A 13,334-nucleotide genomic window follows, 5' to 3' on the forward strand; every position below is an offset into this window, starting at 1 on the left:
TTATGACAAACGTAATTAGAAGCATCAATCAAAAAGGATACACACTGGCAGAGCTTGCCATATCAACTTCTATACTTGCTATGCTTGCTGTCGGCGGTCTTTCTATTATGGGAAAGAAGAATGAGGCTGATAATTTAAAAGAAACCTATATGAAGCTAGAAAAAATAGAGGCGGCTTTGGAATCTTTTATCAGAGTTAACCTTAGAGTTCCATGCCCTGCCGGCCCGCAACTTTCAAGCGATAATAGCACAAACAACAGTCACCAATTTTTCGGTTATGAAGTTGCATATAATAACACACAAGCCGACGGGGACGATTCTGATTTTGAAGAATGTGACAATGATGCGGCAGATGACGGCAATGGCGATTCCGATCTAAATGACGATGGAGTAGTGAACGCAAACGATCTTTTGGCAAATGCCACAGGTGCAGTGCCTGTTAGAACGTTAGGTTTACCTGATGACTATATGTATGATGGCTGGGATAGAAAATTTACATACCGTATAGCAAAAGGTGCCGGGCTTTCAGAAGACTTTGATGTGTCTACTTTTCATGGCGATATAGGTATTATGGACAGGAAGGGTATCCACAAAACAGATATTAACAACCTTCCTCCGAACAATAACGGAGCCATCTACGTTATTATTAGTCACGGTAGTAACGGTAAGGGTGTTGCTTGGGGTAAAAACGCTACCACTGCTCCTGCTCCGGCATCCGGTGTTGAAGGTCAGAATACAAATCATACTTCTAAGAACTATATACAATCTCCTAAAACGGATACTTTTGATGATATTGTTGAATTCGGTCTTAAAAAAGATGTTTTAAGACCTTTTAATGTAACATCACCTGTGGACGTATCCCCGCTAACATGTGAAAATGCTACGGAGTTGATTGAAAAAGGTCGCACTACATTAAATACTTTAGCCGGCAATACCTCAACGACATTAGCCGATCAGATATTTAACAATGCTTTAATACTATCCGAGTTATGTGATAGTGCTCCTACTGAAATAAAATTGCCAAGTTCATTCAGGGGGCTGGTTTTGTGGTTAGATGCCGATGATAGTAATACGGTACATGAATTATCTACATGTAATGACACGGCAGAAAACGGTGACGAGGTTCAATGTTGGCTTGATAAATCCGACAACGGAAATAATGCGATAAGCACCACCGGTCCGGATTATGATATATATGATCCTATCGGTGATACGGGGGGAATGAATAACAGGAATGTACTGGTTGCCAATGATGATGCCGGTTCCGACTTCTTAAGGATAGCGGAAAATCCTAATAACCCTAGTCTTGATTCAATCCAGAATAATACGTTCTTCTTTGTAGGTCAGGTTGATTCGGTTCCGACATCTCCATCTGCCTCGTCTATTTTGAGTAAAGTACAAAACCCCGGCACAAGACACTTTCAGTATGGTCTGAGTAGCTTCACAGGGCAGTTATTTATTGATAATAGCAGCACCCTTTCTTCCAATAGTCAGGTTCCGGTAGGCAGACCCGTACTATATTCATGGAGAGTTAATCTCGGACAGAATGTTAATTATTATATGGACGGTGAAGAACTAGCTCAATCTTCAGGTGCTGTTTTGGGAAGCCTCGTGTTAAATGATGAGGATGTTTATTTGTTCTCCTCAAATCCCGGAAGTGCCGAACTTCTTGATGCAAAAATAGGTGAGATAGTGCTATACAATACGACCCTGTCTAATCAGGAGCGTAGCTCGCTTGAAGTATATTTATCGGATAAATGGAGCATAGACCTAAACAACACAAACAGCGAGCTATGCCCTCCGGGTATGGAGTTTATACGCAATCAGGAGCGTCCTGAAGGAGCCTGCCAGTGCGTTACCGACAATAACGTTTTGGTTCAAGAGCTATCCAGTGGCAGTGCATGTTTGTTCGGGCAGAACAAATTTAACACCTGTGCAGCTATATATTCCGGTTCTCCGACTTATACCAATCCGCCGTCAAGTTCCGGTCAGGTGCTATGGCTAGATGCAAATGATTGTACTACGATTACTTTAGACGGTTCGTCAGCTCAGGTGACGTTATGGGAAGATAAAAGTGCAAATGAATTTAATGCCGAACAAACCGTAACAAGCCGTATGCCTCTTTACAATCAAGATGGTACAAACGGTTTGGACACAATTGACTTTGACGGTACTAATGATCACCTCACTTTAGGTAGTAATTACATTTACAGTGCAAATGACGGTCTAAATATTTTCGCTGTAGCAGATAGTTCAAAATCTTCATCTACGGCTAAAGGATATATAGTTGATTTCGGTAATGCTGAAACTTTAGGATACGGCTTAAGCTTTATAGAAAATGCTATAGACCCTTATGCAACCGGTGCCGACCACATGAATAAAACCGACTTATTTACACCGAGCTATGCAATTTTACATATGAATGTTGACTTTACCAATCAAATGGTTATCAAAATAAATAGTACGGAATTAAAAGAAGAAAAAAAAGCTGCCACAACTACTGCACTTGGTAGCGGTCAGATTAATGAGGCAGCCACAAGAGGTGGTAGCCAAGGACCGGTTACAATTGGCGGGCAAAGCAAGACCACGTCTGATTCCGATAAATTCCATCTCGGTAATATAGGTGAAGTGATTATTTATGATAAAAAACTGACAACCAATGAAGCACTTGCCGTAGAAAATTATTTATCCGATAAATGGGCAATAAATAATAGTCCTGATGATATAGCTAGTCTTGAGCTATGGCTAGATGCAAGTGATACAAGCACCGTATTCGAAGATGCTTGCGGCGGAACTAAAGCAAACTCAGCCGATAGTGTAGCATGTTGGGAAGATAAATCGTCCAACACCAACAATGCGGTGTCAAGCGGCAGCAACAGGCCTACATTCGCAATCCTCACTGCTGACGGTGCATTTACAATTAATGTTATAGATGGTGGATTACCTGACGAAACCATGCCGGTGTTGAATTTTAATGCGGCTAGTTTCCAACGTATGACTATACCTAATCATTCAACATTAGATAGAGATAGTGATTTAAGTTTGTTTGTTTTATACGATACTGCGGCTGCCGGTGCAGGAGATCATTACATATTTACAAAATTCACAAATGCTAGCAATCATCAATATGGAATTTACTACACGAATGCCGGTGGTAAAAGAATGAGTTTTACACATAAAATAGGCGGCGTAACAGTCGAAACTACTGCCGATTCTCCGTCAGGAGCGGGTAATGCACTAAGGCTTTATAGCGGAACCGTATCATCAACGGGAGCAGTAACAAGTTACTTTCAGGGGGCACAAAGCGGTGCGGGTACAAACTATAAAACTGCCACGTACACAACAGGTGCAACAGGTGGCGGTCAGTTAGTAATCGGTGATAGTGATACTGTAAACGGCAGTGAATTTGAAGGTCAAATGGCCGAGATAATGTTCTTTTCAGACGAACTAAGTGATTCTGAAAGAGAATATATCGAACAATACCTTTCTTCAAAATGGGGCGTTACAATCAATCAAAATTAAAAAATTAACTTTTTAATGTGACTTCCTTGCTCAAACGTGCTACCATTTCCAAAATTATGGATTACTTATAAGATAGTATGTTGGAGACGATGTGACAAAACAACAAGACCGTAACTTAAAATCCGCAATACGAAATTCTTCAGGCGGCGAGTCTGTTACTAAGACGGTCAGATTTAAGAAAAAACCGGAAGTTCTGAATATACCTCACGATACGGATATCAAAGCTGAAGAAGGAATTTCATATCAGGCATCTAAATATAATTACATGCAAACAGAAATTTATCCTAAAAAAGCAAAGCACTCATTAATTAATTATTATGTAAAAAACGGTAGTTCTGAAGAAGATGCTTTAAAAAAAATAAAAGAAGTTGCAGAAAGCCCTGACCGTGAAAAAATATTAGATAAAATAAAGCGTGAAAAAGAAATCGAAAAACTACAAAAAGATACGGAACGTTCCGAGAAGCTAAGATATTACAATCGCAAAAGTAATTTTACCAAACAACACTTGAAAAACGGTGCAAGCAACTTTGCTGAGGCTGAACAGATGGCTGACAGATCCATTGTTGCAGAAGATATGAAAATGGATCATGACTACACAAGTTTCATATTGGAGCAAAGGCAAAATCAGGAAAAGGACTGTTTTTGCACTATATCATAGATGTTTACCTCTGATTCTGATGATACTTATAATAAACTGCACACAATATTTTTAACTAAAATAATTTACATAAAGCATGATTCTGTTAGTATTTTCCGCTACTAATTAAGTGGTTTAATATTATATTAAGATTCCTATGCGTTTTTTTACTGCAATTATTGTTTTACTTATTTCGGTTATTTTAAGTAGTTGCGGTTCCGGCATTTACGATAGCGAACTTCTTGAAAGGCTTGACAAAAGACTGCCTCAATACAATGCAGAGTCGGCTTATAGGCAAAATATCCCGCATTACGGCAATGATGATAGCCTTCCGTTATACAAGCCCTCTTCTGATTATCTTCCGAGTGAAAAAATATACGAAGCTTACGATACTAAAATTTATCCTATATATGACAGCGAGGCGGATAACCCCGTTTTACCTGCCACTCGTGATATAGCTCCGATATATCAATATCCTACATACGATCCGTCAGCCGATAATCCGTATTACAACGGTCAGTCATATGGTGGCTTTGAAGATAAAGTTTATAACGATTATTACCCTATATATGACTCAAGTGCCGATAATCCGGTTTATCCGCCTCAGAATGTTTATCAACAACAGCCTTATGGCGGGCAACGACCAAAACAATATCAATATTATAATTACAATCCTGAAGCGGATAACCCTGTAGTACCTGATAATACGAAAAACTTATTTAATAAACCGAGTTTTAATGAGCCGTTATTTGACGAATAAACCTTTTCGTTATTTTAGCCGCAATGCCGATTTGTTTTAATTATCCTGAATTATTGTAACGTGACCCATCTTGCGACCTTCTTTTATTACTTTTTTACCGTATAGATGTAGCTTTGCGTTAGGGTCTTTTACATAGTCTTTCCATAGGTTTATTTCGTCACCTATAAGATTTTTCATTACAGACTTGCTGTGATAATCGGGGTTTCCCAGAGGCAGTCCGCATACGGCACGAATAAATTGTTCAAACTGATTCGTAATACTCGCATCAATTGTGCAATGTCCGGAATTATGAGGTCTTGGAGCAAGCTCATTTATAATTATTTCGTTATTTTTAGTAACAAACATTTCCACGGCAAGCAAACCTACAAGTTCAATATTTTGAGCTATTTTTGTAGCTATTTCTTTTGCATCAAAAGCTAATTCGGCACTTATTTGCGCCGGAGATATCGTTGTATCCAGTATGCCGTCCTTATGGATATTTTCAACAGGCGGATAAGGCACTGTTTGACCGTCATATGTACGTGCGACTATAACTGATATTTCCTTAGTAAAATCAACCTTCCCTTCAAGCACTCCTACTTTCATTCCGGATTCATTCCAGACTTTTTTAAAATCGGTTGAGCCGTTTATCTTATATTGTCCTTTGCCGTCATATCCGTCTTCGACGGTCTTTAAAATACAGTCTGTACCTATTGTATTAAATGCGTTTTTTAGGGACTCGGAACCCACCACTTCTTCAAATCGGGCAGTAGCAATACCTATCGAATTTATAAATCTTTTTTCCCGCAATCTGTTCTTTGTAATATGCAAAACCTGCCAACGTGGGTTAACGGGCGATATTTCTTCAAGAAGCTGTATGGATTTGTGGGGTATATTCTCAAACTCAAATGTAATTACATCAACATTTTTTGCAAAATCAAGCAGAGCTTCTTTATCTTCATAATCGGCAATTATGGTCTTGGTTGCAAAATGTGATGCAGGGCTATCATCTTTGTTGGTATAAATATGAACTTTATAGCCAAGGTTTGCCGCAGCAAGAGCCGACATTCTTCCGAGTTGTCCGCCACCAAAAATGCCGATTGTTGCTCCGGGTTTTATTACTTTCATTTTATGACGGATCTTCTTTAATAGAATTAGTTTGATTTTTTCTATATTCCAGTAGCTTATTGCGTATATCATTATCAAGCAATGCAATTACGGAAGCTGCTAGTAAAGCGGCATTTTTCGCACCCGCCTCCCCTATTGCCAGAGTACCCACCGGTATTCCTGCCGGCATTTGCACGATTGACAAAAGGCTGTCCATTCCTTTTAAGGCTTTGCTTTTTACAGGAACGCCAAATACAGGCAAATGAGTCATTGACGCAGTCATACCGGGCAAATGTGCCGCACCGCCTGCTCCTGCGATTATTACCTTAATACCTCTATCATATGCACTATGTGCATAATTAAATAATCTATCGGGAGTCCTATGTGCAGATACGATTTTGCTTTCGTGTTTTATACCCAGTTCATCAAGTATATCGGCAGCACATTTCATGGTAGCCCAATCTGACTGGCTACCCATTATGATTCCTACCACAGGAGAGTTTTTATCAATTGTCATTATTAAAAGCTTTGTTGATTATTAATAATAAGCGGGTGATTATGTCTTAATAATAAAGTAGAATCAAGAAATTTATGCAATGATGTCATCACATAAAAATTCCTGTAAATAAGATATCCTATCTTTTAGCCAGAGCTTTCTTCTTTTCATTCTTTGAAGCATAAGTTGATCGAACTGTGATTCTTTACTGATAGCCTCAATTTTTATATTTAACTGTTTGTGTTCGTCCTGACACTCTTCCAGTTCTTTTCTGGCTTTTTCCTCTTCTCCCATTATCATTCCTTAACTGTCTAAACTAAAGAGTTAGAATGATAACATATTTTCAACTTAATTAAAACGTAAAAGAACATAACGGGGTATATTTTTTAACAAAATTTATTATGAATTAATAATGTTAATAATATTTTCCACATCGTTACTGAACTCTGAGTCCGAACTTCTTAATTCTTCAACTTTTTTTACAGCGTGCATTACGGTAGTATGGTCTTTGCCTCCGAACTTGCGACCGATTTCGGACAAGCTACGGATAGTAAGCTGTTTACAAAGATACATGGCTATTTGTCTTGGACGGGCAATGCATCTTGAGCGTTTTGCAGAAGACATATCGGATAGCTTTATTTCAAAATATTTTGCTACCTTCTTCTGGATTTCCATAATAGTTACGGTTTTTTCATTGCTGCGTAATAAGTCTGCCAGAATTTGCTGAGTTGAAGACATAGTAACAGGAACGTCCATAAGGTTTGAATGTGCGATAACCTTGTTCAAAGCTCCTTCTAGCTCCCTTACATTTGAGCGTATCTTGCCTGCTAAAAACTCCAGAACCTGCTCGGGAATATCGTTTTTATTCATATTGCTGACTTTTGACTTTAATATACCGAGTCTCAGTTCAAAATCTGTTGACTGCACATCGGCAACCATACCCCAGCCTAAGCGGGATCTTACACGGTCTTTCATACCGTCAAGGTCGGACGGTGAGCGATCACCCGATATAACTATCTGCTTGTTCATATCCAAAAGAGCGTTAACCGTGTGGAAAAATTCTTCTTGCGTGCTTTCTTTGCCGCAAATGAACTGAACGTCATCTATCATGAGTATATCGACTTCACGGAAACAGTGTTTGAAGGTCATTATATCGTTCTCACGAAGTGATTTTACAAACTGATACATGAACTTTTCAGCCGATAAATAAAGCACTTTACGTTCAGGCTGATGTTGTTGAACGTGCAAGGCGATAGCGTGCATAAGGTGAGTTTTACCAAGCCCTACACCGCCATGTAGGAACAATGGATTGTTGCCCTGAACAACCTCATTATTTTCCGCAACCGATTTAGCCGCCATAAAGGCAAGCTTGTTTGAATTTCCTACGACATAGTTGTCGAATGTGAACCTTCTATCTAGCGGTGAGGATATATTATTACTATTTTTCTCTAAGCCTATAACACCGATATTCTGACCTGTAACGTCAACTCCCGATGCTATAACGTTGCTATTGATAGGAGTTATTGTCGCCGTTTTATTAACGATGATATCAACCGAGTAAATAGATGCTTTTTGATTACGGCAAAGCTCTTTTATTCTGCTTAGATAGTTGTTAGCAATCCACTCACGGATAAATCTTGTAGGAGCTTCCAAAACGACCTCGCTGCCTTTCACATCAACAAGCCTCAAGTGGGAGAACCAGCTTTTATATGTAGCTGCACCGAATTCTTTTTTTAACTGCTCGGTTATTATTAGCCAACTATCATTAAAATCTATGTCGTTTTTTTTGTTTACTGCTGATTGCATAATTACCTTTGCTCCCATGGTAGATTGTATTTTTTCCAACCGTTTTTGTTTCCCCTATGTCCGTTTTCGTCTAAATCACCTTCAAAACCTCCGAATATATTATAACATTGAGTATAGCCGTGTTTAGTCATCTCGATTGCGGCATCTAGCGAGCGACCTCCCGTTTTGCATAAGAAAAAAATCGGTGAATCTTTTCCTATTTTATTTTGGTCTTCGACCTGATAAACGAATTTTTCGTTGATTTCCATAGTAGGGAAAACCCTCCATGGAATAAATATAGCCTGTTTTGATAAAACGCTTAAATTAGGAGTTCCTACAAGCGTCCACTCCGGTGCGGTTCTAACATCGACTAAAATAGCGCTAAAATCGTTTTTAAGTATGTCCCATGCTATATCAGGCTCCACCTCACCTGCACAACCCTTTGCAACTTTTGATTTAATTTTATTTGAAATAGAAGTTGGGTTGCCCATAAAGCTATCTTCCCTATGCGTTTTATCAGTTTTTATTTTTTTGATTGAATCTAACTGATTCCCTATGTGTCTTCCTATACCTATAAATGCCCCAAAGAAAGCTGTTAGTAAACTACTTTTTTTTAAAAATTTTCAAATAAAGTTATTGACAGAATCAAAAGTCAGGATATGTCTTGAGCTTAGTAAAAATAATTTTTTTTAGTTAAAATTTAAGTAAAAATTACCATTAACAACTTAACAAATAGTTCAATTTCAAGTTGAGCAAATCGGGTGTAAAATACTATGAGTAGAGATGAAAGATTAAAACGTTTACTTTATCAAAGTATCCATAGAGGATGTAAAGAAACAGATGCACTTTTAGGAAAGTTTGCGAAGAAATACCTTGAAACTTTTTCCGCCGAGGAAGTTGACCTTTATGAAAAATTTATTTCACAAGACGATTGGGATATTTACGCATGGATAACCGGCGCAAAAGATTTCCCCAAAGAGCATGAGAACAAAGTGACAAAAATGCTTCGGGAGTTTGATTTTGTGAAGGGTGAGTAGTTTATTTGTTAAATACCGCAATCTATAGACATCATATGAAAGAAAAAAGAAGTTGCTATAAGTGGAGATATTAAAATAAAATACAATAATATTTTTAATAAAGTTTTTATCAGTTTTTTCCTTTAAAACCATCCTTTGTAAATTTTGCCTTTTTTAGAAAAAAACGAGTAAAGTAAAAAATTATAATCGGAAAGGGTGTTCCGATTATAATAATTTGCGTTTTCAGACAAACTGCAATATCAATCCATGCTAACAAACATAAAAGCTGTATTGTAAAACAAATAATAACGCCTTTTGTAACGGCTTTTTGTTTTACGTATGATAAAATTCCTGCAATTAAAACCGGTAAATATGAGAATAATGATACCAAAGATATCATAAAAATAACAAAATATAATTCTGGCAAAGTGTAATACAAGTCCTTCATGAAAACAAAGCTAAACTATAATTGCAAATTAACGATATTTTATTTATAAAACATCTTTATGAAAATAAATACAAAAAAAATCTCAAATAATACCGTATTGTCGTCATTGCCCGAAGGTGCGGAGTCCATAGTGCTGTCGCAAATAGTATCGGATTGTGATAACGGTATTTTATATATTGCAAGAGATGACAAACGCATGGAACATGTATGTTCGGCTATGGAATATTTTTCTCCAAAATGCAGGATCATCAAAATACCTGCATGGGATTGTTTGCCGTATGACAGAGTCTCCCCAACCATACATACCGCAAATAAACGTACTGAGGCATTGTGTGAACTGACTTCATTAAAAAGCCGCAAGAATACTTTGATAATCACAACGGTTAATTCGATTTTACAAAGGATTCCTCCCAAAGAGGTTTTGTCGGATCTAACATTTGCGGCAAAGGCAGGTGATAAAATTAACCGTGAAAATTTAATCAAACACCTTGTTAAAAGCGGCTATATACGCTCACCAAATGCTAATGAGGCAGGTGAATTCGCTGTGCGTGGCAGTATAGTTGATATTTTGCCAAGCGGTAGCGAGGAAGGTATAAGGCTGGATTTTTTCGGTGAGGACTTAGAGAGCATCAGAAGTTTTGACCCTCTTACCCAGATAAGCGGAAAGAAAAAGAAAGAAATAAAGTTGATGCCTGCATCGGAAGTTATAATTGATGACGATACGATAAAGTGCTTTCGCAATGCTTACAGGGGAATATTCGGCACTGTCGCAGGTGATGACCCCTTATATGATGCAATTTCAGAAGGGCGACATTATGCAGGTATGGAACACTGGATGCCGTTATTTTATGAAAGGGTCGATACGTTATTCGATTATTTGCCCGATAGCATAATAGTTTCCGACCACCTGACGGAAGAAGCCGAAGATGAGCGTTATGTATTGATAAACGATTATTATGATGCCAGAAAAAATGCACAGAAAAACTCATTTGGCGAAGGTAGCCGCTATAACCCTATTTTGCCTGACTATCTTTATCTTGCTCAAAATGAATTATCAATAAAGATACAAGAACATAAGAATATAAAAATAAATCCTTTTAAACTCCCTGATGCGGAAAATATATATCAAATGCCGTTTAAGGCTGTCGATAACTTTTCCGTTATGTCAAAGACGACAAATACTAATTCTTTCGAGTTAATGAAGGATTATTTTACAGGCAATAATTCTCCCCGCCTGCGTAAGAAAAAGATAGTTTCCTGTTTTTCACAAGGCTCTATGGAGCGTATGAAAAATATGCTAAAAGAGCATGATTTTCATGTTGTAATTATAGATAAGTGGGAAGATGCCAAAGATGTGAAAGGCAAATCAATCGGGCTTACTGCTTTTGAGCTGGAAAGAGGTTTTGAATCTGATGATTTTGTAATAGTAAGTGAACAGGATATTATCGGTGAGCGTATCGGCAATCGCCGTACTACACGTAAAAAATCGGAAGAATATATTACGGAAGCCTCAACCCTTGCCGAAGGTGAGCTTGTAGTTCATAAAGAACATGGCTTAGGTCGTTTTGAAGCCTTGGAAACTATAGTAGTATCAGGCGAAAAACATGATTGTCTAAGAGTAATATATTTTGGCGGCGATAAGTTATACGTTCCCGTTGAAAATATTGACTGCCTCACTCGTTACGGTTCTGATGCCGAGCATATACAGCTTGATAAGCTAGGAAGCACAGCTTGGCAGGCACGAAAAGCCAAAATGAAAAACCGCATTAAACTTATTGCCGATGATTTGATTAAGGTGGCTGCGATGCGGGAGTTGAAAACCGCTCCTTATATGACTCCTATGGAAGGGGCTTATGATGAGTTTTGTGCAAGATTTCCATATTCTGAAACTGAAGACCAGCTTCGCTGCATTGAAGATGTTGCAAAAGATTTGGCCTCAGGCAGACCGATGGATAGGCTTATATGCGGTGATGTGGGATTCGGAAAAACGGAAATAGCCCTGCGTGCGGCATTTATTGCCGCAAGTGGCGATGACAATAAACAGGTCGCTATTATTGCACCAACCACCCTGCTTTGCCGTCAACATGCCAAGACTTTTAAGGACAGGTTTGCAGGTTTCCCGTTTGAAGTGAGGGATTTATCACGCCTTACAACTCCTAAAGACGCTAAGGAAACAAAGAAAGGATTGGAAGAAGGAAAAGTTGATGTAGTTATCGGCACTCACACCCTGATTTCAAAATCTATTAAATTTAAAAATCTCGGATTGGTGATAATAGACGAAGAACAGCAATTCGGAGTAGCCCAAAAAGAACGTTTCAAACAACTTCGTTCTGACATTCATATATTGTCATTATCCGCCACCCCGATTCCTCGCACGCTACAAATGTCATTAACGGGCATTAAAGATTTGAGTATTATAGCTACTCCTCCTGTAGATAGGCTTGCCATAAGAAGTTTTACTATGCCGTTTGACGGCGTGGTAATTAGAAATGCAATATTGCGTGAGCATTATAGGGGAGGCTCAACGTTTTTTGTAGTGCCTCGTATAAAGGATTTAGCGACATGTGAGGAGCAATTGCAAAAAATTGTGCCTGAAGTAAAACTCACAAAAGCACACGGCAAAATGACACCTGCACAACTTGACAACACAATGAACGATTTTTATGACGGTAAATATGACGTTCTGTTATCGACAAATATCATAGGTTCGGGCATTGACCTGCCGACGGCAAATACCATTATAATATACAAAGCCGATATGTTCGGACTGGCACAATTATACCAGATGCGTGGTCGTGTGGGGCGTAGTAAAACAAGGGCTTATGCTTATTTTACATTCCCGCCTAGGAGAACTCCTTCCAAAACCGCCCTAAAACGTCTGGAAGTTATCCAGAATATTGATTCACTCGGAGCCGGTTTCTCGGTTGCCAGCCATGATATGGATATTAGAGGATTCGGTAACATGTTAGGTGACGAGCAGTCGGGTAACGTAAAAGAAGTAGGTATTGAACTTTATCAGGAAATGTTGCGTGAGGCAGTTGAAAACGCAAAAGCCGTCGCTAACCACGAGCCTGAAAATGAAAGCTGGAGTCCGTCAATAAATCTCGGTATTTCGGTTTTAATTCCTGATGATTACGTGTTGGATATTGAACTTCGCCTCGGATTATATAAGCGTATCGCTAATATGACTACGGAAGACCAACTTGAAGAAATCGCCGTGGAGATGATAGACCGATTCGGCAAATTGCCAAAAGAAGTGGAAAACCTGTTGGATATCATGAAAATAAAACAGCAATGTTTAAGAGCCGGAGTATCTAAAATAGATGCCGGACCAAAAGGAATTATACTTTCATTTCATAATAATAAGTTCAAGAATCCCGATGCCCTCATTAATTTTATAGCAAAAAATCCTCTGAAAACCAAAATACGTGGCGACCAGAAGCTTGTCCTATTGCATGAATGGAAAGACGCTAATGAAAGATTGAAAGGAACTCGCAATTCATTAGAAAAAATTGTTGAGTTGGCGGCTTGATTTCAAATTTTATTGACATTTTTTAATCAGTTGATACTTATTGTATGTCATAT

The 13,334-nt window shown here is 38.4% G+C and carries 10 protein-coding genes; 5 read left to right on the forward strand and 5 right to left on the reverse strand.

Going from position 1 to position 13,334, the window contains the following annotated elements; translation table 11 throughout:
- Positions 1-2: 2 nt before the first annotated feature.
- The 3 genes from O2942_09720 (at position 3) to O2942_09730 (ending at position 4,918) form a co-directional block, all read left to right on the forward strand.
- On the forward strand, positions 3-3,521 hold the full coding sequence (locus tag O2942_09720) for a type II secretion system protein (GenBank protein MDA0782526.1): 3,519 nt from the start codon (positions 3-5) through the stop codon (positions 3,519-3,521).
- A 91-nt stretch (positions 3,522-3,612) separates the two neighbouring features.
- A complete protein-coding gene (locus tag O2942_09725; GenBank protein ID MDA0782527.1) occupies positions 3,613-4,179 on the forward strand; it encodes a hypothetical protein in 567 nt (188 codons plus the stop codon).
- A 136-nt stretch (positions 4,180-4,315) separates the two neighbouring features.
- Positions 4,316-4,918 carry a hypothetical protein gene (locus O2942_09730; GenBank protein ID MDA0782528.1) on the forward strand — a complete coding sequence of 201 codons (603 nt, stop codon included), beginning with the start codon at positions 4,316-4,318 and terminating at the stop codon, positions 4,916-4,918.
- 36 nt (positions 4,919-4,954) lie between these two features.
- Here the strand turns inward: O2942_09730 and O2942_09735 are convergent, their stop codons facing one another.
- The 5 genes from O2942_09735 to O2942_09755 all read right to left on the reverse strand — a co-directional run bounded on the left by O2942_09735 (position 4,955) and on the right by O2942_09755 (position 8,776).
- Positions 4,955-6,025, reverse strand: coding sequence for a 5-(carboxyamino)imidazole ribonucleotide synthase (locus tag O2942_09735; protein ID MDA0782529.1), 1,071 nt, complete (start codon positions 6,023-6,025; stop codon positions 4,955-4,957).
- A gap of 1 nt (position 6,026) precedes the next feature.
- A complete protein-coding gene (purE, locus tag O2942_09740) occupies positions 6,027-6,521 on the reverse strand; it encodes a 5-(carboxyamino)imidazole ribonucleotide mutase (GenBank protein MDA0782530.1) in 495 nt (164 codons plus the stop codon).
- A gap of 72 nt (positions 6,522-6,593) precedes the next feature.
- The gene (locus O2942_09745; GenBank protein ID MDA0782531.1) at positions 6,594-6,794 is read right to left on the reverse strand and encodes a DUF465 domain-containing protein; all 201 of its coding nucleotides are present in this window, start codon (positions 6,792-6,794) and stop codon (positions 6,594-6,596) included.
- A gap of 105 nt (positions 6,795-6,899) precedes the next feature.
- Positions 6,900-8,306 (reverse strand): chromosomal replication initiator protein DnaA, encoded by a 1,407-nt coding sequence (gene dnaA, locus O2942_09750; GenBank protein ID MDA0782532.1) that lies wholly within the window; start codon positions 8,304-8,306, stop codon positions 6,900-6,902.
- Between the two features lie 2 nt (positions 8,307-8,308).
- Positions 8,309-8,776, reverse strand: a complete 468-nt coding sequence (locus tag O2942_09755; GenBank protein ID MDA0782533.1) for a rhodanese-like domain-containing protein — start codon at positions 8,774-8,776, stop codon at positions 8,309-8,311.
- Between the two features lie 282 nt (positions 8,777-9,058).
- Between O2942_09755 and O2942_09760 the strand changes: the two genes are divergently transcribed.
- Together O2942_09760 and mfd are read left to right on the forward strand one after the other, a co-directional pair.
- A complete protein-coding gene (locus tag O2942_09760) occupies positions 9,059-9,322 on the forward strand; it encodes a succinate dehydrogenase assembly factor 2 (GenBank protein ID MDA0782534.1) in 264 nt (87 codons plus the stop codon).
- Positions 9,323-9,807: 485 nt separating this feature from the next.
- The gene (gene mfd / locus O2942_09765) at positions 9,808-13,281 is read left to right on the forward strand and encodes a transcription-repair coupling factor (GenBank protein ID MDA0782535.1); all 3,474 of its coding nucleotides are present in this window, start codon (positions 9,808-9,810) and stop codon (positions 13,279-13,281) included.
- Positions 13,282-13,334 lie beyond the last annotated feature (53 nt).

It is taken from the genome of Pseudomonadota bacterium (assembly GCA_027620075.1).
Lineage (GTDB): Bacteria > Pseudomonadota > Alphaproteobacteria > Rickettsiales > UBA6187 > 1-14-0-20-39-49.